Raw genomic sequence first — 23,567 nt, forward strand, 5'->3', positions numbered from 1 at the left:
CCCAGATTGGAGGGAGAAGCTTGACAAACTCACAGGATCTATCGACTTATAGTAAAACAGAAACAACCTTAGACTTTTCTTCTATGCACAGATGGAATATGGATGCATTAGAAGGTTGGCTTCGCCAAGATGAGCCTCCTCAAGCGCCACCGCTCGAAGTTCCATTGATCAAAGAAGCTCCACCTGCTATCCAAACGATACAGCAGTTGGGAACCGCATCGATTCCGAGCCCGGGCGAATCCAATATATATTGTCTGAATATTATTGGTCAGATTGAAGGCCACATCGTGCTTCCTCCTCAAAACAAAACGACTAAGTATGAACATATTATTCCACAGCTTGTCGCAGCAGAACAAAATCCTAAAATTGAAGGCATTTTGATTATGTTGAATACCGTTGGAGGAGATGTGGAGGCAGGATTAGCAATCGCAGAGATGATATCGTCATTGACGAAGCCGACCGTAACGCTTGTCCTCGGTGGAGGGCATAGTATAGGTGTACCGATTGCAACGTCAGGACAGGCATCATTTATAGCAGAGACAGCGACGATGACTATACATCCAATCCGTTTGACAGGCCTTGTCATCGGCGTGCCTCAGACATTTGAATATTTGGATAAAATGCAGGAGCGGGTCGTTCGGTTTGTAGTTGCACATTCAAAAATTTCAGATCAAACGTTCAAAGAATTAATGTTTAAAACTGGAGAGCTGACTCGTGATATTGGAACAACGATTATTGGTCCGGAAGCAGTAAAGCATGGGCTTATTGATGAAATTGGTGGACTTGGTCAAGCGCTAAAGCGGTTGAATGAATTCATTGAACTGCGCAGAGCTCCTTTGGGAGATCAATCTGTAGCTTTACCTACACTGGGGAATGAAACCATGCCGCCAATTCCTCCAACATTAAGATAGGGGGATCGGTAATGACTCTTTATACCGTCATACCTGAAGAAGAAATATTTAAAAATGCAAGTCAGGAGCGAACGGAGCAAGTAAGTGAATTTCTTGAAATGGCTTGGGAGGGGCGCTTGCTGCTTGTCGAAAGACTTAATGATGAATATATTCGGGTGGAAAGAATTTTACAGCCGTGCGGGATTCAAGACTTTTTAGAGCCTGCCTTTCAACCTGGCACTGTTCTACAACTAAATAAAACGTAAATAACTCCACTATAAAATAGCGTGGTTTGAAGAACGAGTAAGCTCCTGTTCATGATAACTACGCTATTTTGCATGACTTCGGAATGATCTCCAAGCAGATAACGGTAGAACATAGTAAGAACGGCTGTTCTGTGATATAATGGCATGTGGAGGTGACAACAATTGGCCCGAAGAAAACGTAAAAAGCAGTCTTTAAGCAAGAGTCTCAAATATGAAATATATGGTATATTGCTCATAACGAGCTCTGTCATCGCGCTTTCCGGCGGAGCAGCCTTCGGACGAGCGTTGTCCAAGCTGTTCGGATTACTGCTTGGAAAGTTTTACTTTGTTATACCGCTTGTTCTTATTTATGTAGGCTTAGCTGTAATGATTAAACGGCAATGGCCCAATGGTTGGAGCGCAAGAAAGTCTGGATTGATAATAATCTTGATCGGATTCACAATGATGAGCACGATGAGCGCAGTGGAAATGCGGTTGCTCCCTGTAGCAGATGATATTAGTGCAGGAAGTATATTTCAAGCGATACATAACACAATGAAGGAAGAACTAGTTACGGCTGCCGAAACGGGAACAGCAAGTGATATGTGGAATAAAGACATAAGCGGCGGGTATATAGGGGCAGCATTATATTGCCTCGTTTTTGCATTATTTGGGGCATTAGGGACGAAGTTGTTGATAATCGTTCTATTTATTATCGGTTTTATGCTGGCAACCCAATTATCTTATGTGGAACTCGCGCAGCTCATGCGCACGCAAATTAAAAAACTAATGAAAGCTATACATAAACAGCGTAAAGCACGTATCAATGAGCGAAAAGTTCGGGAGGCTGAGCAGAAAAAACGAGAAAGTTCAAGCTCTAAAAACGATAACATTCCTGATTTCTCTGATGATGAAGATATCGAAGAATATGGTTCTCCACGTAAAGCATCTAAGACACCTGTGTTCTTTCAATTGTTTGGCGATAGACGCAATGTCTCTAATGAGGAAGAGCTGATTGATGCAGATGATGAATGGCTGGACCGTTCATTGAAACGTAAAGGCAAACGAACGAAGGCAGAGCCTGCTGTTGAAGCAGAGTGGACGGATGTGTCGAACTCCGATGCAGATGCACGTACTGTGAGGGAAGCGCAACATACACGTGGCTATGATAGTATGAGCAATGCAGATAACGCTCCATTGGAAAATGAAGCTGACGATCGCAATGGACCATTATTCCGAGACTTTATGTCCCCTGATTATGATGGTTGGAACCCCGCTGCTGAAGCAGAATATATAGGAACACAAGATGATATAGATGAAGATTGGAACATTGATTTAGATGCTGTGTCTGATGGGAAACAACCTACAACAGCCACGGTAGATTCGTCTGTGCCTTCATTGCCGCAGCTTCCAGCAGCAGGAGAAGAAGTATCTTCGGCACTAGATGTAACGAATGGTACACAGCAAGATAGTGCTTCCAATGAGGAAGAAATTATAGTTCCAGTAAAACCGCCTGTTAAGCCATACAAATTGCCTAGCTTCTCATTGCTGGCCAAACCACAAGGAAGTGGCAAAGGAGGAGAGCAAGCGGACTTCATGCAGACTGCTCGTAAGCTAGAAGCTACATTGGAGAGTTTCAGCGTTCGAGCTAAGGTACTGGAAGTTGTTCGTGGACCTGCTGTCACTCGTTACGAGATTCAGCCTGACATCGGTGTTAAGGTAAGTCGGATTGTTAGCTTGTCTGACGATATTGCACTGGCGCTGGCAGCTAAGGATATTCGGATGGAAGCACCAATCCCAGGCAAGTCTGCAATCGGAATCGAAGTGCCTAACAATGAAGTATCAATAGTTACGATGCGTGAAGTAATGGAAACACCGACATTTGTCGATGCCAATTCGAATATAACGATTGCACTCGGGCGTGATATTTCAGGAGCACCTATTATAGGCAATTTAGCCCGGATGCCTCACTTGCTCGTTGCAGGTGCTACCGGATCAGGTAAATCGGTTTGTATTAACGGGATTATTACGAGTATTTTGTATAAAGCAAAGCCTGACGAAGTAAAGTTCCTAATGGTCGATCCAAAGATGGTGGAGTTGAACGTGTATAATGGCATTCCTCATTTGTTAGCTCCTGTCGTAACCGATCCTCGTCGCGCATCTTTAGCGCTAAAGAAGATTGTAGTAGAGATGGAAAAGCGATATGAGCTATTTTCCAAGTCTGGTACAAGGAATATTGAAGGATACAACAAACTGGTCGGAGATGACAAAGAGAAATTCCTGCCTTATATCGTTGTTATTGTGGACGAGCTGGCTGATTTGATGATGGTTGCCGCAAATGATGTTGAAGATGCGATCTGTCGTTTGGCTCAAATGGCGCGTGCAGCGGGCATTCATCTTATTATTGCGACACAAAGACCGTCCGTTGACGTAATTACAGGCGTTATCAAGGCAAATATCCCGTCTCGTATTGCATTCGGGGTATCTTCGCAAGTGGATTCCCGCACCATTCTAGACATGGCTGGCGCTGAGAAGCTACTTGGTCGAGGGGATATGCTGTATCTTCCTATGGGCTCTTCGAAGCCACAACGGGTTCAGGGTGCATTCTTATCTGATCCAGAAGTAGAAGCCGTCGTGTCATTCTGTCGAGATCAAGGAACAGCGGAATACAATGAAGACTTGGTACCTGAAATTGATGACCTTGCCTCATTTGATGGGGAGCCGGTTGATGAATTATTCGAGCAGGCTGTTACGATCGTGCTTGAAGGACAGCAAGCATCAGCGTCGTTATTGCAGCGCAGATTACGTGTTGGATACAACCGTGCGAGCCGTCTCATTGAATCGATGCAGATGCAAGGCATTATAGGGCCACCTGATGGAAGTCGTCCGCGTGAAGTCTTGATGACTCTGGAGCAATATCAACAAACAAAGATGTCTTCCTAAAAGACGTGTATAGAACATAATCCGTTATCTCATAATAAAGTTGCCAATACTGTCAAACCAAGAACGAAAGAGGTAACGATGATGAGAAAACGGATAATCTGGATTACCGTCTGTATGGTATGCATCCTGTTCGGGGCTTATCAGTATACACATATGTCAGATAGTACGGCTGCCTTTAGCGGTGCCCAATTGCAATCTGGCTCTAGAGGACAAGACGTAACGGAGTTACAAGGACGACTTGCCTTTTTAGGTTACTATTACGGCAAAGTAGACGGTGTATTCGGGAGTAAGACGCAAGGCTCTGTAAAATGGTTTCAATCACAGTTCGGATTGAAGGTTGATGGAGTTGTAGGTTCAAAGACACGTTCCAAATTAGTAAAGGCTACGAAAAATTGGAGTCCATCATCGAAAACTTCAAAGCCGCCACAAACATCAACTGGAAAGCCTAAGTCCAAGCCAAGCGGCTCCAATAATTTGGGATTAACCGAAAATGATTTGAAGCTGATGGCAAATGCGGTTTATGGAGAAGCACGCGGTGAGCCGTATGAAGGTCAGGTAGCTGTAGCTGCAGTTATCATAAACCGCATAAAGTCGCCTAGTTTCCCTAATACAGCTGCAGGAGTCATATTCCAGCCACGCGCCTTTACGGCAGTTGCCGATGGACAAATTTATTTGACTCCTAATGAAAAAGCACGACAAGCTGTGCAAGATGCAGTTGATGGATGGGACCCATCCGGCGGCTGCTTGTACTATTTTAATCCGGTGACGGCCACTTCCAAGTGGATATGGACACGACCGCAAGTGAAGACAATTGGCAAACATATCTTTTGTATGTAGAGTACGTCAACAGAGTCTATTTACAGCGTATAGCGACGGTAAGATCTTGGGTCTATCCATAAACAGGAGAGCAGCAACAGCTGCATCATCTCGAAATTCACATGCATTGCACAAGCGAAGAAGCGGTTGGCCTAACGGCACTGCTTCTTCCTTTTGTATAAGGCGTCATTTAGAAGTAAGATGTTGATAAGTTAATAACATGCATATACTGAGAGTAAGATATGATTTAATTGATTTAAAGCTAACATCTGGATGTAAGGACAATTAACTGACAGAGAAAAGGAGATTGCCTATCGTGAAAGTTCGCCAACAAGCATTTGAACGAGGTGTTGTGAACGGTATTCGTATCCATGTAATGCCGAGTAAGCGATTCAAGACATTTGCCATCGGTGCCTATATCGGTGTTCCCTTAAAGGAGGAGACGGTTACAGCTGTTGGCTTGACGCCATTCGTATTGAGACGTGGTACGACTTCTTTGCCTGAAACGATCCAGTTTCGTGAACGTCTTGATGAGCTGTATGGAGCGGGATTTGGCTTTGATGTATATAAGCGAGGAGACTATCAAATTGTCCAGTTCCGAATGGATATTATAAATGATGCATTTGTCAATGCGTCACAACCATTATTGGAGCAGTGTTTCCAATTTTTAGGCGAGGCGATTACAGCTCCTGTTTCGGAACAAGAGAAGTTTAGGGATAAATATGTTCAAGAGGAAAAAGAGACGGTACGCAAGCGCTTGGAAGCGATCGTAAACGATAAAATTCGATATGCTCAAGAACGATGCGTCGAAGAGATGTGCAAGGATGAACCGTATCGATTACATCCGCTAGGCAGCCGTGATGAAGTAAAGAAAGTCGAGTCGAAACATTTATATGATACGTATAAATGGTGGCTTGAGCATGCTAGTATCGATATTTATGTGATTGGTGACACCGATCTTTCTACCGTTCAATCGTATGTAGAAAAGTATTTTCAAGTGGAGCGTACACAAGATGTAGCTTATATCCGATCTTTGTCTGTTCCAGGTACAGGAGAGCCTCGTTACGTAACTGATAGACTGGATGTTACGCAAGGCAAGCTTAATATGGGGCTTCGAACTACCATTACGTATCATGACGATAAATATCCTGCGGCCCTGTTATACAATGGAGTATTGGGCAGCTACCCACATTCCAAATTATTTATCAATGTGCGTGAGAAGAACAGTCTTGCTTATTATGCTTCTTCCCGCTTCGATGGACATAAAGGCATTTGTACGATTCAGTCAGGCGTAGAGTTTGACAAGATTGAAAAGGCCTCGACGATTATCCAAGAACAGCTTGAAGTGATGCGTCAAGGCCGTATTGAACCATTAGAGTTAAGTCAAACGAAAGCGATGATCGCTAATCAATTGAGAGAAATAGATGATTCTGCTTTTGAAATGATAAGCTTTGATTTCAATCGTGTCCTATCGGGACGTGAAAGAACAACTTCTAGCTTAATTGAGCAGTTAGGGGATGTTACTGCTGATGAGATACAGACCGCGGCAGCAACGTTTCATCTCGATACGATTTATGTCTTACGCAATCGGGAGGAAAAGAAGTCATGAATAAGCGGGAGTATAATCGCATCCAAGAGACACTTTACTATGAGCGTATGGACAATGGTTTAGATGTTTATGTTTTGCCAAAGCCAGGATTTCAGAAAACGTATGCGACGTTTTCTACTCGATATGGTTCCATCGATAATCACTTTAAGGTAGAAGCAGAAGAACCTGTTCAAGTACCAGATGGAATCGCGCATTTTTTAGAACATAAAATGTTTGAAGAGCCTGAAGGAGATGTGTTCACTTCCTTTGCTCAACAAGGTGCTTCTGCAAACGCCTTTACAACATTTGATCGCACGGTTTATTTGTTTTCGGCTACCGATCAGATTGAAAAGAACATAACGACATTGATCGATTTCGTGCAAAATCCTTATTTCTCCGTAGAAAGTGTGGAAAAGGAAAAGGGAATTATTGAGCAGGAAATTAATATGTATCGTGATAATGCGGATTGGAGAGCGTACTTCGGACTTATTGAAGCGATGTATCAGCGATATCCAATCTATATTGACATTGCAGGTACGGTTGAATCGATACAAGAAATTACGAGAGATACGCTTCTTCAGTGCTACCATACATTCTATCACCCCTCCAATATGATGCTATTCATTGTAGGTGGTGTAGAGCCAGAGGAAATATTTGAGTTAGTACGTGGAAATCAAGCAGCCAAGTCATTCTCAGAACAAGGGGAAATCGAGCGTTTCTTCGATGAGGAACCGTTACAAGTAAGAACGCCTCGCAAAGTAACGAGCTTGCCTGTGTCGATGCCTAAATGCTTATTCGGTTGTAAAGAAGAACGTCCAGGATTAGAAGGAAAAGCATTGCTGGAGCATGAGTTGGCAACACGCATTATGCTGGACCTTATGCTGGGCAGCAGTACAAAGCTATCCCAGACTCTTTATGAAGAAGGGCTAACTTCAGATAATATAGGTTATGAGTATAATTGTGATACAAACGCTGCGTTTACGATCATTGGGGGGGAAACAACAGATCCTGATGAGCTAGTAAAGCGGGTAAAGGAAGCAATTGAAGCTCAGAAAAAAGAGGGCTTTTCGCAAGAGGCATTCGAACGGACAAGAAATAAGCGCATTGGAACCTATATGCGTTTGTTGAATTCTCCGGAATCGATTGCAAATGAATTCACAAAGCATACGTTTCGCGGGACTGATTTGTTTGATATACTGGATGTATATGAACATGTAACTTTAGAGCAAATCAATCAACGTTTACAAGATCATTTTAAATGGGAGCAGTTAGCTGTTTCCATCGTGGAGCAGAAAACAGAAGAATGATTCGACAACAGCGAAATAACATCTGGGCGTACTTCACTTATGCGGAAGTGCGCCTTATGTATGTGCATACAAGGAGAAGAGGAGAACTGGATGATGAAGGCTTTATCAGAGACAACCGTTCTAATAACAGGCGGAAGTCGAGGGATTGGGGCTGCTACTGCTGAACGTTTCGCGGCAGAGGGAGTACGCATTGCGATACATTATCATCAGGCCCATGAAGCTGCCAATGAGGTAGCACGACGTTGTATGGCCAGAGGCAGTGAAGTATTAACGGTTGCAGCAGATATTCGCAGCCGAGAACAGCTTGTGCGTATGAAGGAGCAGCTAGATATACATGGTTTTGCACCAGATATACTTGTCAATAATGCCGGTAGTTCTACATACGGTCTTTTTACGGATGTAACGGATGAAGAATGGGACGACTGTATGTCCGTCAATTTAAAAGGTCCGTTCCGATGTGCACAGCTTTTTGTGCCGCATATGATCCGTCAGCAGTATGGACGTATTATTAACGTATCTTCCATATGGGGTGTGACCGGGGCATCCTGTGAGGTGCTGTATTCGACAGCCAAGGGTGGCATTAACGCTTTTACAAAAGGACTTGCTAAGGAACTTGCCCCATCGGGCATTACAGTTAATGCGGTTGCTCCTGGTGCGGTGCAGACAGACATGCTGTCTCACTTAGCAATGGAAGATAAGGCTGCGCTTGAGACCGAAATACCTGCTGGTCGTTTAGGCACGCCACAGGAAATTGCATCATTGATTTATTTCCTTTCATTGCCTGAGTCTGCCTATATTAATGGACAGATTATTAGTCCTAACGGTGGTTGGCTTACATAATACGTTATTGAACCTTCCATATCTATGTTCTCTTGTCAGTGGTGATGTGCAAAGCATGCATAAGTTTTTAACGTTCGCACATATTACAAATGCGCGATGTTTCACCCATTGAGTTGAGTAACTGGTCAGGAGGTATGGAATATGTCATCTGTATTAGAAAACTTTGATTCTTGGAAAAAGTTCCTTGGTGAGCGTGTTCAGCAAGCGAAAAAAGTAGGTCTCAGTGAAGAAACCATTGCTAAGCTTGCTTACGAGATCGGTTCTTTTTTAGATGAAAAGGTATCGCCTCAGAATGAGCAAGAGCATGCGATTAAAGAGCTATGGGACGTTGGAGACGAGCAGGATAAAAAGACAATTGCTCGTTTGATGGTAAAGCTTGCGGAACAAAAAGGCTGATACAATTGAGCGGACAGAAGCGGTAAAAGCTATCTGGCCGCTCTTTTTCCACTGCCCCATGAATACGTGCTCACAATCTGTTATAATAAGGTCATTCTACCTTGAAGAGTAAGATTACATCTATAAATTATAATTTTCGTTAATTTTCGACAAGGTCTGTGGTATTTATGTCTCAGTTATTGTAGAATGGAAGCGGATAACGCAGAATGGGGTTGTGTTATGGAGTATAAACAGTGGTATATGGAGTATAAAATACATAAAAATCGTCCCGGTTTGCTAGGAGATATAGCCTCGTTGCTTGGGATGTTGGAAGTCAATATATTGACGATAAATGGTGTTGAAGGTAAGACAAGGGGTATGCTGCTTCAGACAGATGATGATGAGAAGATTCAGCTCATGGGTCAAATGATGAAGAAAGTAGACAACATCACGATTACTGCGCTTCGTCAGCCGAAGTTAGTTGATATTTTGGCTGTTCGCCATGGTCGCTACATTGAACGGGATTGTGATGACCGTAAGACATTTCGATTCACGCGTGATGAGCTGGGTTTGCTCGTCGATTTTCTGGGCGAAATCTTCAAACGAGATGGGCATCAAGTTATAGGTTTGCGTGGAATGCCGCGTGTCGGCAAGACGGAATCCATAATAGCTGGAAGTGTATGTGCCATGAAGCGTTGGACATTTGTGTCATCCACATTGCTTAGACAGACGGTGCGCAGCCAAATGTCTGAAGAAGAAAGTCAGCCGAGTAATATATTCATTATTGATGGCATCGTTTCTACAATTCGTTCCAATGAGAAGCACGAACTGCTTCTTCAAGAAATAATGAATATGCCTTCTACAAAAGTGATCGAACATCCAGATATTTTTGTACGGGAAACGCAGTATGATTATGACTTTTTCGATTATATTATTGAGCTGCGGAACACACCTGAAGAAGAAATTACGTATGAAACGTTTACGCTGAATTATAACGATTTATAATATAAATAATATTCCTGATAAGCTCGGATCATTATTTGATGTAGGAGGTGAGTGAGAATATGTCAGAACTTGGGCAAATGCTTAAGGAAGCTCGACTTGAAAAAGGATTATCTTTAGATGACGTACAGGAAGCAACAAAGATTCGCAGACGATATTTGGAAGCGATCGAAGAGGGAGACTATAACGTTCTTCCAGGTACGTTTTATGTACGGGCGTTTGTTAAGACTTATGCAGAAACGGTCGGATTGAACCCGGATGAAATTTTACAATATTATCGCAATACAATGCCGGTAGAAGAGCAAGAGCAGCCTGTTGAACCGATGATTCGCAACAAGCGAAAGGTACAACATAGCGAAGGCTTTGGAAAATGGGCAACGACACTATTAATGTGGTCATTTGTCATATTAATACTGGTTATTCTCTATATTGTTGCGAACCAGGCTTCCAAAGGCGATGAATCGAAAAACATTGATAACACCAATGTTTCTGAAGGGGTTCAACAGCCTGCTGAAAATACAGGAAATGCGGAAAATGGAAGCGGTGGTACTACAGAGTCGACACCAACTCCTGAACAAGAACCTGTAACTGAACCTGAGCAGACTCAAGAGCCGTTAGTTGTTCAGGAAAGTTCTACTTCTCGTATGAATACGTTCGTCGTAGCTGCGCCTGGTGAGGAGCCTTTAAAGGTTGAAATTAAAGGTGTGGGCGGTGATAGTTGGCTTGGCGTCACTGAACGGGATCAGAATGGTAAACGGTTGTTCTGGAACACACTTGAAAATGGAAAATCACAAGTTATTGATATAACTGAGCAAGGTGTCAATATTCGTACTGGACGAGCTGACCTTATTGAGATAACTGTTAATGGTCAAGTTCTTGATGACGGTGATAAGACGAGTTCGAAGACGATACGGGTTAGAGCGGTGTCTGGAGAGGAAGCTAAGCAACTTCAAGAACAGGCAGATACTAGCAACACAGGTGCTGCTACAGAGACACCATAGGTTTATTTAAACTGCTGATTGCTGATTTCATGCTGAACAGTTGCGCACTATTTTCCTGTTCCATTTCTGAAGCATATTTGATTTGGCTTCGGAGAGAATAGGACTGCGGCGAATATTCTCATGAACAGCGAGGTGTCGATTATGGCGGTTAGTTGGAGTGTAGCAGCTATTGGTGTTGTCGTCAGCTTGTTAGGTTATTATTTGACGCCTAGTGCATGGGGCTTTGGGATCATGGGGTTCGGTCTAGCACATGTCCTCCTAGGAATATTGGACATGTTCCGAGCACCTTCTCGTGCCCGATATTAGCGCCGTAATCGGATGAAAGCACTGGGGCATTCCTATCGCAGTTTGCGTGCAAAGGGATGCCCTTGTGTTGTTATAGATTAGGTCATGAAATTTAAGGAGGCATACATATGGCTGAATATTCATTTGATATTGTAAGCAAGACGGATTTGCAAGAAGTAAGCAACGCCATTACGCAGGCAGAACGCGAAATAGCTACTCGTTTTGATTTTAAAGGTAGTAAAAGTGCGATGTCATTGGAAAAAGAGGAGCTCGTACTTGTCTCAGATGACGATTACAAGTTGAAAAGTTTGATCGACATTTTAGAATCCAAGCTAATTAAGCGCGGAGTTTCTATTAAAAATATGGATTTCGGCAAAATTGAACCAGCTTCAGGCGGTACTGTGCGCCAGCGTGTTCGCTTAAAACAAGGAATTGAGCAAGATATTTCTAAAAAGATTAATGTACTAATCCGCGATTCTAAGCTTAAAGTAAAAAGCCAGATTCAAGGTGACCAACTGCGGATAACAGGAAAAAACAAGGATGAGCTTCAAGCTGTTATGAAATTGCTGCGTGAAGCGAATTTGCAATTGGATTTGCAATTTACTAACTATCGCTAGGACTACATAGATTTATTTCTAGGTATATTGACTTTATCATTGTCGACATTAGGGCCATGAGAGGGCGCATGCTTGTTTTGCATTTTGACTATATCATTTGCTCTGTATTATACTTATTAAGAAAACTTAATAATTACAGAGGTATATTACGATTCGAATAGAGGTATGTTTGAATTGTATTACCATAGTGGGAGATGCATTTATGTCAGACAAGCATACAATCATGGCATTGAAACAATCGGTCATTGCACATGCACATGAGCTTTACTTGGCCGGGGAGGGTGTTTAGTTGAATCTGGCTAACAAGATTACATTGGCGCGTATCTTTCTCGTTCCAATTATGATGTTCTTTTTACTGGTGAACGTTGATTATTTCCCGCCAATCCGTATAAACGAATTTTATATTACGTACAACCAGATAATGGCGGCACTAATTTTTATCATTGCTGCGAGTACGGATGGTTTGGATGGATACATAGCGCGCAAGCGCAAAATGGTAACCAATCTGGGCAAGCTGCTTGATCCGCTAGCGGATAAGCTGCTGGTTGCAGCTGTTCTCATCTCACTTGTGGAAATGGGCAAAACTGATGCGTGGATTGCTGTTGTTATCATTAGCCGTGAATTTGCTGTAACAGGCTTGCGCCAAGTTGCATTGCTTGAAGGCACTGTTGTTGCTGCGAGCAAGTGGGGCAAATGGAAGACGGCCATCCAAATTACAGCTATTGTTGCTATGTTGTTGAACAATTTCCCGTTTGCTTTTATCGGCTTCCCATTTGATGTGGTTGCAACATGGGCGGCGGCGCTGATTACGGTATATTCTGGGATTGACTACTTTGTAAAGAATAAAAAAGTGCTGCGGCTCTCTTAGCACTAAAAGATTGGCAGCAGGCTTAAGCTCAGTTTAATTTGAGTAGCCTGCTGCTTTTGATATTTGTAAGGTTAATAAGATTTATACTTATAAAATGAAGGTGGTGGACGTAAGATGAAAGCGGAAATGATAGCCGTTGGAACAGAATTACTGCTCGGTCAGATCGTAAATACGAATGCACAGTTTTTATCGCAGCAACTTGCCCTGTTGGGTATCGATGTATATTATCAGACTGTCGTGGGAGATAACCCTCATCGGATGAAAGAAGTCGTTGATACGGCTCGAAAGCGGGCAGATATCGTTATTTTAACAGGTGGGCTTGGACCGACTATGGATGATATAACGAAGGAAGTTGTAGCGGAGCTGCTAGGACGAAAAATAAGCATCTACAAACCGGGTTTAGAGAAGATCGAGAATATGTTCCGTGAGCGCGGTATTCATATGGTAGAGAGCAATAAGCGCCAGGCAGATTCGATTGAAGGTGCGTCCCCATTGGATAATGAAGCAGGCCTTGCAATTGGTAATGCAATTGTTGCTGATGGTACCACGTACCTGCTTCTGCCCGGTCCTCCAAAAGAAATGAAGCCTATGTTTCTTAATGTTGCAGTTCCTTGGCTGAAGCAGCATGTGCTTCAGGAAGAACAAGCATTGTACACGCGCATGTTGAAATTTGCTGGTATTGGTGAATCGAGCCTAGAAGAGCAATTGAAAGATTTGATCGCTGGACAGACAGATCCTACCATCGCTCCTTATGCAAAGGAAGGCGAAGTGTTGATTCGATTAGCGACGAAAAGTGCTTCACAATATGACGCTAATCACAAACTGGACCAATTGGAGCTGCTTATACGTTCACGCTTGGAATCATATATTTATGCAACAGCGGATTTGCCGCTTGAAAGTATTGTTGTTGACCTGATGACTGCGCGTGGATTAACATTGGCATCGGCTGAGAGTTGTACAGGTGGACTATTTGCTGAAACGATTACTTCGGTTTCTGGTGTAAGCGCGATGTATCTTGGTGGCGTTGTCACCTATACGAATGTAATGAAGCATCGTTTGTTAGGCATTCCAATGAATGTCCTAGAAGGTGAAGGTGCTCCGGGTGCCATTAGTGAACAAACGGCAACGTTGATGGCCGAAGGTGTATTGGAGCGTACGAATGCGGATATTGCAATCTCGATCACGGGTGTTGCAGGTCCGACTGAATCAGAAGGAAAGCCTGTCGGGCTCGTCTATATAGGTATTGCTGAACGCGATAAGTGTACCGTGGTTGAGTCTTTGCGAATAAACGGTAATCGCGAGATGGTTCGGGTGCGTACCGTTAAAACGGTATTGCATCGATTATGGAAAATGTTAAAGCAGTAAGTTGATTAAAAGTGGTTCATAGGTTTGCATGCAGGTATTATGGGCGTTTGGTAGTTGGGCGGGATATGCCACTTGTTATTCGCTCTAGTTAATCATATAATAGATATACGATTAAGAAGCGGAGGAACCGCAATGTACCAAGTTTGTTGGTGCGTTGCGGTTTTTTTATGTATATTAACGCTTTCGCGCTATTTTAACAGTCTAATCGACTGTGATTTATCTGGTTAAGGTTGGAAGAGGAGGGTAGAAAAAAACGAATGTATGTTCGAAAAAATGCTTGTGCATCGTCTCAAAAAAAGGTATGATAAGAGTACAAAATGAATGAAGGATGTGAGTGTGTGTCAGATCGCAAAGCAGCATTAGAGATGGCATTACGTCAAATAGAAAAGCAATTCGGTAAAGGTTCCATCATGAAGTTGGGCGAATCCAATCATATGCAGGTTGAGATTGTACCAAGTGGATCTTTAGCGTTAGATATAGCGCTCGGCACAGGTGGACTTCCTCGCGGGCGTATCGTTGAAGTGTACGGACCAGAATCTTCAGGTAAGACGACAGTTGCCCTGCACGCCATTGCTGAAGTGCAGAAGGCTGGTGGACAAGCTGCGTTTATTGATGCGGAACATGCGCTTGATCCGCTATACGCAAGCAAGCTTGGGGTTAATATTGATGAGCTGCTTCTATCTCAGCCAGATACGGGCGAGCAGGGGCTAGAGATTGCTGAAGCGCTTGTTCGCAGTGGTGCTGTTGATATTATTGTTATCGACTCTGTTGCAGCGCTCGTTCCAAAGGCTGAGATTGAGGGTGACATGGGTGATTCCCACGTTGGTCTTCAAGCTCGTCTTATGTCCCAAGCACTTCGTAAGCTATCTGGTGCGATTAGCAAGTCGAAGACAATTACAATCTTCATTAACCAGTTGCGTGAGAAGGTTGGGGTTATGTTCGGTAACCCTGAGACAACTCCGGGTGGTCGTGCATTGAAGTTCTACTCTTCCGTACGCCTAGATGTTCGTCGCGTTGAGACGATCAAGCAAGGAAACGATATGGTTGGTAACCGTACTCGAATTAAGGTTGTGAAGAACAAAGTAGCTCCTCCATTCAAGCAGGCGGATATCGATATTATGTATGGCGAAGGAATTTCCAAGGAAGGCAGCATCGTCGATATTGGAACGGAGCTGGACATCATTCAGAAGAGTGGTGCTTGGTACTCCTATGAAGGCGAACGTTTGGGTCAAGGCCGTGAGAATGCGAAGCAATTCTTGAAAGAGAATGTCGAAATGTCATTGAAGATCGAGAACTTGATTCGTGAAGCTAGCAACTTGACTACGGTTATTCCTGCATCTTCTCAGGACGAAACTGATGAGGACGAGGAAGAATTGTTGGCACTTGATGCTGAATAATTGGATGATGGACAAGCACCTTGCCAAATGGTAAAGGTGCTTGTCTTTGTTGTAGTTGCCGTGTTACTTGTTATGAAAAGCGCCATCCTTATTGCGGTGGGTCACAAAATAGTCAATGTGGGGGATATAGATGCAGCAAGATGAGACGATAATAGTAAAAGTTCAGCTGGATGAGAAACAGCGTAATCGATATATCATTTTTTTTGAGCATGCTGAGCCAATTAATGTACATGTTGATACGATAGTAAAGTATCGCCTTACGAAAGGCTCAGAGGTGTCTCTTTCCTTTCTAGAGGAGATTATACGAGCAGATGAGCAGCACAAAGCCTACATACAGGCGTTGACTTATTTGCAGCGCAAGCCTCGTACACGAATGGAAATGACTAAGTATTTGCAGAAGAAGGAATACGACGACGAAACGATACCAATCGTACTGGATAGGTTGGAGCGTGAATGGCTTGTAGATGATGCTGCGTATGCAGAGCAGTGGGCAGAACAGCGAATTACTCGACATAGCAAGGGCAGTCGCTGGGTTCGACATGAGCTGAAACAAAAAGGCGTGAAAGAGAACCATATTCGTGCAGCCATGGATTCCATTGCTCCGGAACAGGAATGGGAAAGTGCAGTTGGGGCCGCTACGAAGAAGTGGCGACAAACTCGTGGAGAAACGCATATTCGAAAGTATAAAGTTGCAGCCTATTTAGCAAGAAGAGGTTTTTCAAGCGAAATGTCGCGTAAGGCTGCTCAACTGGTGGCTGATGAGTCAGTCAGAAATGATCAAGGTGAAGAGACTTGGTAAAAGAGAAGTTGAGCTTTGCTTGACAATATCTTTTCCTCAATAATAAAATGAACATGTATCTTTATTTTCACGAAATCAATTTCCCCTTCCAGAAGTTGATTTTAACTGATTCATTTCGCCAATGTCATAGTTCCGATTGTCACTATGTAGGGGTGATGATCGTGTGTGCGAATGCATGCAATTTTACCGACATCTATAGGGGTGCCGGTCGATCCATGAGTATGAATCAAATGAAACTGTAACAAAACAAATGAAACCTGTCCCAAGCAGTGCTTGGAGTAACCAACGGGGAGGTGAGGCAATGAACGTCAACATTTGGCTCGCAATCGTTCTCGTTGTGGCTGCATTATTCTTGGGGTTTGGAATCGGTTATCTGATTCGCAAATCGCTTGCGGAAGCGAAAATAACGAGTGCTGAGCATGCTGCGGAACAAATCGTGGATAACGCACGTAAGGAAGCGGAGGCACTGAAGAAAGAAACGGTGCTCGAAGCAAAAGACGATGTCCACAAAGTTCGCACTGAAGCGGAGAAAGATATCCGTGAACGCCGGAACGAAATTCAACGTCAAGAAAGACGAATCGTACAAAAAGAAGAGTCGTTGGATAAAAAGTTAGATTCGCTCGAACGTAAAGAGGAACAACTAGCTAACAAAGAGAAACAGATTGAAGAGACAGAAGAACAAGTTGAGCGCATCCATCAACAACAAGTTTCGGAATTGGAGCGCATATCGAATCTGTCCATGGAAGACGCTAGACAGATTATTTTGACGAATGTTGAGCAAGAAGTCCGTCATGAGACAGCTCAAATGATTAAAGAAATCGAGCAGCAAGCTCGAGAAGAGGCGGACAAGCGCTCACGTAATATTATTACGCTAGCAATCCAGCGCTGTGCAGCTGACCATGTGGCTGAAACTACGGTATCTGTCGTTGCTTTGCCGAACGAAGAGATGAAAGGCCGTATTATCGGTCGTGAAGGTCGTAACATTCGCGCATTGGAGACGCTTACGGGTATTGATCTTATTATTGACGATACTCCAGAAGCGGTTATCTTGTCTGGGTTCGATCCAATTCGTCGTGAGATTGCTCGAACATCACTTGAGAAGCTGGTTGCAGACGGACGTATTCACCCAGCACGTATCGAAGAGATGGTCGATAAATCACGCAAGGAAGTGGACGAGCGCATTCGTGAATATGGTGAACAAGCTACATTTGAGGTGGGCGTGCATGGTTTGCATCCTGACTTAATTAAAATTCTTGGTCGCCTGAAATTCCGTACAAGCTATGGACAGAATGTACTTAAACATTCCATGGAAGTTGCGTATCTGGCAGGTTTGATGGCTGGAGAGCTTGGAGAAGATGTAACTCTTGCTAAGCGCGCAGGCTTACTACACGATATCGGAAAAGCGTTAGATCATGAGGTTGAAGGATCTCACGTTGAGATTGGTGTAGAATTGGCGAAGAAGTACAAAGAACATCCTGTCGTTATTAACAGTATTGCATCCCACCATGGCGATTGCGAAGCAACATCGATTATCGCAATGCTCGTTGCTGCTGCAGATGCATTGTCTGCTGCAAGACCAGGAGCTCGTCGCGAAACGCTCGAAACATACATCAAACGACTGGAGAAGCTTGAAGATATCTCTGAATCGTTCGAAGGTGTTGAGAAATCGTACGCGATTCAAGCTGGACGCGAGGTTCGTGTCATGGTACAGCCTGAGAAAATTGATGATACGGAAGCGTATCGTCTTGCTCGCGAGATTACGAAAAAAATCGAGGGTGAACTGGATTATCCGGGGCACATTAAGGTTACAGTTATCCGCGAGACTCGAGCGGTGGAATACGCCAAATAATAATAGACATATTGGACTTGGAGAAGTGGCCGCGTCGGCCACTTCTCCGTTTGTTAAGGAGGACTTGTTTCCGATGAAAGTATTGTTTATCGGTGATATTGTGGGCAACACGGGGCGCAAAGCAGTGAAGACGCTGCTTCCAGAGTTGAAGAGCAAACATAACCCGCATATTATCATTGCGAATGCAGAAAATGCTGCAGGTGGACGTGGTGTTACTGCTGCAATTATTAAAGAATTCGTGGATCTTGGTGTTCATGGGTTTACGATGGGGAATCATACTTGGGATAACCGTGATATATTTGAATGGATCGATGACGACAAACGTGTCGTTCGTCCGGCAAATTTCCCGCCTGGAACACCTGGAAGAGGAATGACGACCATTAAGGCTAATGGCAAGGAACTAGTCATTCTAAATCTGCAGGGGCGGACATTCCTGCCTCCAATCGACTGTCCTTTCCGTACTGCGGACGAGCTGCTGGAGCGAGCAGGAAAGCAATCCAAAGCGATCCTAGTCGATTTTCATGCTGAAGCGACGTCTGAGAAAATCGCGATGGGCTGGCATTTGGATGGCCGAGCATCTTTCGTTGTTGGTACACATACGCATGTACAAACGAATGATGATACGATTTTGCCAAATGGAACAGGATATTTGACAGACTGTGGAATGGTTGGTTCCAAAGAGGGCGTGCTAGGCATGGAACGCGATGCGGTACTTCGCAAGTTCAAAACCCAGCTGCCCGTTCGGTTTACGGTTTGCGAGGGGAAATGGCATTTCCATGCTGTACTTGTTGAGATTGATGATTCAACAGGAAAAGCACTACGAATTAACAAAATCCGTATCCGTGAAGATGAGTGGATTATGAGCTAACATTATGAATATTTCGAGAACCTTGGCTGTATACATGCTATAAGCAGCTAAGGTTCTTTTTTTGCTTGCCCAGGTTAGTCAAGGTTCTGCTTTGGCCAATTGGGGTATAGGGATATATTGGTGGTATTTTTAGCCTGTTTACGAATATGTTGTAATAGTGGAATCAACCATTATTCCCGAGGAGGTACTTTCATGGAAGTATTAAAAGTTTCAGCAAAATCCAATCCAAATTCGGTAGCTGGTGCGTTAGCAGGGGTTTTGCGTGAAAGGGGAGCGGCCGAACTGCAGGCGATTGGTGCAGGTGCTTTGAACCAAGCAATTAAGGCGGTCGCCATTGCACGGGGATTTGTTGCGCCGAGCGGTGTAGATTTGATTTGTGTCCCGGCCTTCACCGATATTGTGATTGATGGTGAAGATCGTACAGCAATCAAATTAATTGTAGAGCCAAGATAAGAGAGGAAGTAGGCAACTAAGATGGAAACTGCGAAGAGTACGTACTAACCTGTTTACGCTGTAAGCAGGTTTTTTGCTGTTCATTTTTTGAAGAAGGAAATCTTATGAGTACCTAATTAGGTACATCTAATATACACGAAGATGCCTAGACCGCTGGAATAGGCTATAATGGAAGGCAGCGATGAGGGACATGAAAGAGATAGAAGGGATGAAAATCGCATGAATGCAAAAATCATTGATTTCCATTGTGATGTACTTTATAAAATGCTTTATGAAAATAAGGTGGATTTCGAGAATACCGAACTGTTGGATATTACGCTGCCGCGATTGAAGCAAGGTCAAGTTGGCATTCAAGTATTTGCTCTTTATTTAGAAGCAGCTCCATTAATAGGACCTCCACGATTTGCTCAAGTGCTGCGTGCTATCGATCTGTTTCGTGAGCAGATTGCTGTGCTGCCAGAAATGCATTGGGTGAAATGGAAAGAAGATTTGGAGACGTTGGAACATGACCGTTCGCTAATAGGCTCCATTCTCTCTTTGGAGGGGGTAGATGCACTAGAAGGAGATATGGTTTATGTACGTACGTTGCATGAGCTAGGCGTGCGATTTATTGGACTGTCTTGGAATCATGCCAACTGGGCAGTAGATGGAGCAGGTGAGCCGCGCTCCGGAGGATTTACGAGAGAAGGATGGCAGCTAATTGAAGAGTGTGATCGATTAGGAATTATACTAGATGTGTCACATTTGAATGAACGTGCGTTCTGGGAACTGATGGACGGTACAACGCGACCGGTCATTGCTTCTCATTCGAACTGCGCTTCCTTACAGCCGCATCCTCGCAATCTGACAGATGATCAGATTCGTGCCATCATCGCACGGGACGGTAGAATAGGTGTGACTTACGTGCCGCTATTCGTAGCAGAAAAAGAACTTGTCACGATAGAGGACTTGCTGGGGCATATCGATCATATTATTCAATTAGGTGGAGAGAATCATCTGATGCTCGGCTCAGACTTTGATGGCATAGATGACAAAATTCACAACTTAGAGCATGCCGGACATCATCCAAACTTACTCGCAATGATTGAGCAGCGTTATGGAAGTGCAGTCATGAACAAAATTGCATATGAGAATGCAAATAGGTTCCTAAAGACATATTTGCCGCAGCGGGTATAGCAAAATAATATTTATTACCTATCACATCTTTGCATCATATTTATCTCAAGGTGCTATGAGCGAAGATGGGAAAACGCTTGCCTTTTACTAAGACTGGACATAGAATGATTATGACTCAGGCCAATAAGCCATTGCCAACTATTTAATAGTTACAAGATGCGTAAATGATGTGTAACATGGATAGGCAGTATTTTCGAGTCACCTTAAAGGAGTGGGCGAGCTTGATTAGTCAATTGTCATGGAAAATCGGGGGGCAGCAAGGGGAAGGTGTGGAAAGTACAGACCGTATTTTCTCTACTGCATTGAATCGTTTAGGTTATTACTTATACGGTTACCGACACTTTTCATCACGTATTAAAGGCGGACATACCAATAATAAGATTCGTATTAGCACGAAACCTATTCGTGCCATTTCAGATGATTTAGATATTCTCGTTGCATTTGACCAAGAATCGATTGATTTAAATGCACATGAGTTGCACGCTAACGGGGTTATCGTAGCGGATGCAAAGTTTAATCCAGTTGTACCTGAAGGAGCAACTGCGCGATTGTTTGCCGTACCTATTACAGCGATAGCTGAGGAACTTGGCACATCACTAATGAAGAACATGGTAGCATCTGGTGCTTCATGGGCTCTATTAGGTCTGCCTTTAGAAGTGTTCAATAAGGCAGTTGAAGAAGAGTTCGGCCGTAAAGGCGCAGCTGTCGTAGAGAAAAATATTGAAGCAGTACGCCGTGGCGCTGACTTCGTACTTGAACAGGCCGGGGGGCCATTGGAAGAATTCCGATTGGAGCCTGCTGATGGCAAGCAAAAGCTATTTATGATTGGTAACGATGCGATGGCACTTGGGTCGTTGGCAGCGGGATGCAGAATAATGTCTGCGTATCCAATTACGCCTGCTTCTGAAATTATGGAATATTTAATTAAAAAACTGCCGAAATTCGGTGGAACGGTTGTTCAAACAGAGGACGAAATTGCAGCAGCAACGATGGCTATCGGTGCTAACTATGCAGGTGTTCGTACAATGACGGCATCTGCTGGACCAGGTCTTTCTCTTATGATGGAGGCTATTGGTCTAGCAGGTATGACAGAGACGCCTCTCGTTATTGTTGATACTCAGCGCGGAGGTCCAAGTACGGGGTTGCCGACGAAGCAAGAACAAAGTGACGTAAACGCAATGATCTATGGAACGCATGGAGAGATTCCAAAGATCATTATTTCTCCTAGTTCCATTGAAGAGTGTTTCTATGATATGATCGAGGCTTTCAACTTAGCGGAGCAGTATCAATGTCCGGTTATTGTGTTGACTGACTTGCAGCTCTCCTTGGGTAAGCAATCTTGTGAAATGCTTGATTACAATCGTATCGTCATCAATCGCGGCAAGCTCGTATCAGATGTGCCGCCGTTGGAGACGCATGAGCAATTCAAACGATACGAGCTCACGGAAGATGGTATTTCACCTCGTGTAATTCCAGGTGAAAAAGGCGGTCTTCATCATGTGACAGGTGTAGAACATGATGAGATTGGACGCCCATCTGAGAGTTCGGTTAACCGCAAGAAGATGATGGATAAGCGTCTTTCGAAATTGAACAGCCTAAACATTACGAATGCCATTCATGTAGATGCGCCTCATGAGGAGCCAGAGCTGCTTATCGTAGGTATGGGGTCTACTGGTGGTACGATTGATGAGGCTCGTGTACGATTAGAGGAAGAGGGTATTAAAACGAACCATATTACAGTTCGTCAAATCTATCCGTTCCCAACAGAGTTGTTCGAACCATATGCGGATCGAGCAAGCAAAATTGTCGTTGTGGAGAATAACGCAACAGGACAATTGGCGGATCAAATTAAGCTTAACGTAGGATGTGGAGATAAAGTTCGTAATATGCTCAAGTATGACGGAACGCCTTTCCTACCAAGCGAAATCTATTCCCGAAGCAAGGAGTTGGTGTAAGATGGCAACGTTCAAAGAGTTTCGCAACAATGTGAAGCCGAACTGGTGCCCGGGATGCGGTGACTTCTCGATTCAAGCAGCAATTCAACGCGCAGCGGCCAACGTAGGCTTGGAGCCTGAACAACTAGCCGTAATTTCAGGTATCGGCTGTTCCGGTCGTATTTCAGGATATGTGAACGCGTATGGCTTCCATGGTATACATGGTCGCGCATTGCCAATTGCACAGGGGGTAAAGCTGGCGAATCGTGATTTGACGGTTATTGCCTCTGGCGGTGACGGTGATGGATTTGCAATCGGTATGGGACATACGGTGCATGCGATTCGTCGTAATGTGAATATGACCTATATCGTTATGGATAATCAAATCTACGGATTGACAAAGGGTCAAACTTCCCCGCGTAGTGCTGTTGGTTTCAAGACGAAGAGTACACCGGAAGGTTCGGTAGAGACAACGCTAGCTCCGTTGGAGATCGCACTAGCTGCTGGAGCGACTTTCGTAGCTCAATCGTTCTCTAGCGACTTGAAGCAGCTGACATCTTTAATCGAGCAGGGTATCAATCATGAAGGATTCTCTTTAATTAACGTGTTCAGTCCTTGTGTCACATTTAACAAAATCAACACGTATGACTGGTTTAAAGAGAATATCGTTAACTTGGCAACGGTGGAAGGCTACGATCCGACGAACCGGGTGATGGCCATGACGAAGCTAATGGAGACGAACGGAATGATTACAGGACTTATTTATCAAGATACTTCCCGTCGTTCGTATGAGAACTTGGTACCTGGCTTCTCTCAAGAGTCCTTGGCGCATCATGATTTGACTCTCTCGGAAGATGATTTCAATGGCTTGCTTAAAGAATTTAAGTAATTATAAATAAATTCAATTAATTGTTAAAAAGGCATATGTCGAAAGATGTATGCTTTTTTT

The 23,567-nt window shown here is 43.8% G+C and carries 22 protein-coding genes; all 22 read left to right on the plus strand.

Going from position 1 to position 23,567, the window contains the following annotated elements:
• The first annotated feature begins 98 nt into the window (after positions 1 to 98).
• The 22 genes from NQ117_RS17510 (at position 99) to NQ117_RS17615 (ending at position 23,507) form a co-directional block, all read left to right on the plus strand.
• Positions 99 to 911, plus strand: coding sequence for a ClpP family protease (locus NQ117_RS17510; protein WP_258279446.1), 813 nt, complete (start codon positions 99 to 101; stop codon positions 909 to 911).
• A gap of 11 nt (positions 912 to 922) precedes the next feature.
• Complete coding sequence (locus tag NQ117_RS17515) at positions 923 to 1,156, plus strand: YlzJ-like family protein (protein WP_258279299.1); 234 nt, start codon at positions 923 to 925, stop codon at positions 1,154 to 1,156.
• A 162-nt stretch (positions 1,157 to 1,318) separates the two neighbouring features.
• A complete protein-coding gene (locus tag NQ117_RS17520) occupies positions 1,319 to 4,078 on the plus strand; it encodes an FtsK/SpoIIIE family DNA translocase (protein WP_258279300.1) in 2,760 nt (919 codons plus the stop codon).
• Positions 4,079 to 4,159: 81 nt separating this feature from the next.
• Positions 4,160 to 4,915 (plus strand): spore cortex-lytic enzyme, encoded by a 756-nt coding sequence (sleB, locus tag NQ117_RS17525; RefSeq protein ID WP_258279447.1) that lies wholly within the window; start codon positions 4,160 to 4,162, stop codon positions 4,913 to 4,915.
• A gap of 295 nt (positions 4,916 to 5,210) precedes the next feature.
• Positions 5,211 to 6,503, plus strand: a complete 1,293-nt coding sequence (gene yfmF, locus NQ117_RS17530; RefSeq protein WP_375163087.1) for an EF-P 5-aminopentanol modification-associated protein YfmF — start codon at positions 5,211 to 5,213, stop codon at positions 6,501 to 6,503.
• Entirely contained in the window at positions 6,500 to 7,789 is a 1,290-nt protein-coding gene (gene yfmH / locus NQ117_RS17535; protein ID WP_258279301.1) for an EF-P 5-aminopentanol modification-associated protein YfmH, read from the plus strand. Before yfmF ends, yfmH begins: the two co-directional genes overlap by 4 nt.
• 93 nt (positions 7,790 to 7,882) lie before the next feature.
• A complete protein-coding gene (gene ymfI / locus NQ117_RS17540) occupies positions 7,883 to 8,629 on the plus strand; it encodes an elongation factor P 5-aminopentanone reductase (RefSeq protein ID WP_258279449.1) in 747 nt (248 codons plus the stop codon).
• Between the two features lie 141 nt (positions 8,630 to 8,770).
• Positions 8,771 to 9,025, plus strand: coding sequence for a DUF3243 domain-containing protein (locus NQ117_RS17545; protein WP_258279302.1), 255 nt, complete (start codon positions 8,771 to 8,773; stop codon positions 9,023 to 9,025).
• Between the two features lie 219 nt (positions 9,026 to 9,244).
• A complete protein-coding gene (locus tag NQ117_RS17550; protein WP_258279303.1) occupies positions 9,245 to 10,009 on the plus strand; it encodes a DUF3388 domain-containing protein in 765 nt (254 codons plus the stop codon).
• Between the two features lie 59 nt (positions 10,010 to 10,068).
• The gene (locus NQ117_RS17555; protein ID WP_258279304.1) at positions 10,069 to 11,007 is read left to right on the plus strand and encodes a helix-turn-helix domain-containing protein; all 939 of its coding nucleotides are present in this window, start codon (positions 10,069 to 10,071) and stop codon (positions 11,005 to 11,007) included.
• 141 nt (positions 11,008 to 11,148) lie between these two features.
• Complete coding sequence (locus tag NQ117_RS17560) at positions 11,149 to 11,313, plus strand: hypothetical protein (RefSeq protein WP_258279305.1); 165 nt, start codon at positions 11,149 to 11,151, stop codon at positions 11,311 to 11,313.
• Between the two features lie 107 nt (positions 11,314 to 11,420).
• On the plus strand, positions 11,421 to 11,909 hold the full coding sequence (locus NQ117_RS17565) for a YajQ family cyclic di-GMP-binding protein (RefSeq protein ID WP_258279306.1): 489 nt from the start codon (positions 11,421 to 11,423) through the stop codon (positions 11,907 to 11,909).
• Positions 11,910 to 12,198: 289 nt separating this feature from the next.
• Positions 12,199 to 12,777, plus strand: coding sequence for a CDP-diacylglycerol--glycerol-3-phosphate 3-phosphatidyltransferase (gene pgsA / locus NQ117_RS17570; RefSeq protein WP_258279307.1), 579 nt, complete (start codon positions 12,199 to 12,201; stop codon positions 12,775 to 12,777).
• Between the two features lie 114 nt (positions 12,778 to 12,891).
• Positions 12,892 to 14,142, plus strand: coding sequence for a competence/damage-inducible protein A (locus NQ117_RS17575; RefSeq protein ID WP_258279308.1), 1,251 nt, complete (start codon positions 12,892 to 12,894; stop codon positions 14,140 to 14,142).
• Positions 14,143 to 14,480: 338 nt separating this feature from the next.
• A complete protein-coding gene (recA, locus tag NQ117_RS17580) occupies positions 14,481 to 15,539 on the plus strand; it encodes a recombinase RecA (protein ID WP_309137889.1) in 1,059 nt (352 codons plus the stop codon).
• Between the two features lie 130 nt (positions 15,540 to 15,669).
• Positions 15,670 to 16,338 (plus strand): regulatory protein RecX, encoded by a 669-nt coding sequence (locus NQ117_RS17585; protein ID WP_258279310.1) that lies wholly within the window; start codon positions 15,670 to 15,672, stop codon positions 16,336 to 16,338.
• A 301-nt stretch (positions 16,339 to 16,639) separates the two neighbouring features.
• Entirely contained in the window at positions 16,640 to 18,187 is a 1,548-nt protein-coding gene (gene rny, locus NQ117_RS17590; RefSeq protein ID WP_258279311.1) for a ribonuclease Y, read from the plus strand.
• Between the two features lie 73 nt (positions 18,188 to 18,260).
• Complete coding sequence (locus NQ117_RS17595) at positions 18,261 to 19,055, plus strand: TIGR00282 family metallophosphoesterase (protein ID WP_258279312.1); 795 nt, start codon at positions 18,261 to 18,263, stop codon at positions 19,053 to 19,055.
• Between the two features lie 192 nt (positions 19,056 to 19,247).
• Entirely contained in the window at positions 19,248 to 19,508 is a 261-nt protein-coding gene (locus NQ117_RS17600) for a stage V sporulation protein S (protein WP_005550495.1), read from the plus strand.
• Between the two features lie 219 nt (positions 19,509 to 19,727).
• Entirely contained in the window at positions 19,728 to 20,684 is a 957-nt protein-coding gene (locus tag NQ117_RS17605; protein ID WP_258279313.1) for a dipeptidase, read from the plus strand.
• A gap of 221 nt (positions 20,685 to 20,905) precedes the next feature.
• Entirely contained in the window at positions 20,906 to 22,639 is a 1,734-nt protein-coding gene (locus NQ117_RS17610) for a 2-oxoacid:acceptor oxidoreductase subunit alpha (protein WP_258279314.1), read from the plus strand.
• A 1-nt stretch (position 22,640) separates the two neighbouring features.
• Positions 22,641 to 23,507, plus strand: coding sequence for a 2-oxoacid:ferredoxin oxidoreductase subunit beta (locus tag NQ117_RS17615; protein WP_144990852.1), 867 nt, complete (start codon positions 22,641 to 22,643; stop codon positions 23,505 to 23,507).
• Positions 23,508 to 23,567: the final 60 nt, after the last annotated feature.

This window comes from Paenibacillus sp. SC116 (assembly GCF_024733555.1).
GTDB lineage: Bacteria > Bacillota > Bacilli > Paenibacillales > Paenibacillaceae > Paenibacillus_B.

Excerpts from the sequence above, each read along its gene's own strand:
- NQ117_RS17550 (WP_258279303.1), top strand. The coding sequence starts at position 9,245 with ATGGAGTATAAACAGTGGTATATGGAGTATAAAATACATAAAAATCGT.
- NQ117_RS17615 (WP_144990852.1), top strand. The coding sequence starts at position 22,641 with ATGGCAACGTTCAAAGAGTTTCGCAACAATGTGAAGCCGAACTGGTGC.
- NQ117_RS17560 (WP_258279305.1), top strand. The coding sequence starts at position 11,149 with ATGGCGGTTAGTTGGAGTGTAGCAGCTATTGGTGTTGTCGTCAGCTTG.
- NQ117_RS17605 (WP_258279313.1), top strand. The coding sequence starts at position 19,728 with ATGAATGCAAAAATCATTGATTTCCATTGTGATGTACTTTATAAAATG.
- yfmH (WP_258279301.1), top strand. The coding sequence starts at position 6,500 with ATGAATAAGCGGGAGTATAATCGCATCCAAGAGACACTTTACTATGAG.
- NQ117_RS17545 (WP_258279302.1), top strand. The coding sequence starts at position 8,771 with ATGTCATCTGTATTAGAAAACTTTGATTCTTGGAAAAAGTTCCTTGGT.
- NQ117_RS17555 (WP_258279304.1), top strand. The coding sequence starts at position 10,069 with ATGTCAGAACTTGGGCAAATGCTTAAGGAAGCTCGACTTGAAAAAGGA.
- rny (WP_258279311.1), top strand. The coding sequence starts at position 16,640 with ATGAACGTCAACATTTGGCTCGCAATCGTTCTCGTTGTGGCTGCATTA.
- NQ117_RS17575 (WP_258279308.1), top strand. The coding sequence starts at position 12,892 with ATGAAAGCGGAAATGATAGCCGTTGGAACAGAATTACTGCTCGGTCAG.
- NQ117_RS17600 (WP_005550495.1), top strand. The coding sequence starts at position 19,248 with ATGGAAGTATTAAAAGTTTCAGCAAAATCCAATCCAAATTCGGTAGCT.
- sleB (WP_258279447.1), top strand. The coding sequence starts at position 4,160 with ATGAGAAAACGGATAATCTGGATTACCGTCTGTATGGTATGCATCCTG.
- NQ117_RS17515 (WP_258279299.1), top strand. The coding sequence starts at position 923 with ATGACTCTTTATACCGTCATACCTGAAGAAGAAATATTTAAAAATGCA.
- NQ117_RS17585 (WP_258279310.1), top strand. The coding sequence starts at position 15,670 with ATGCAGCAAGATGAGACGATAATAGTAAAAGTTCAGCTGGATGAGAAA.
- ymfI (WP_258279449.1), top strand. The coding sequence starts at position 7,883 with ATGAAGGCTTTATCAGAGACAACCGTTCTAATAACAGGCGGAAGTCGA.
- NQ117_RS17595 (WP_258279312.1), top strand. The coding sequence starts at position 18,261 with ATGAAAGTATTGTTTATCGGTGATATTGTGGGCAACACGGGGCGCAAA.
- NQ117_RS17565 (WP_258279306.1), top strand. The coding sequence starts at position 11,421 with ATGGCTGAATATTCATTTGATATTGTAAGCAAGACGGATTTGCAAGAA.
- NQ117_RS17510 (WP_258279446.1), top strand. The coding sequence starts at position 99 with ATGGATGCATTAGAAGGTTGGCTTCGCCAAGATGAGCCTCCTCAAGCG.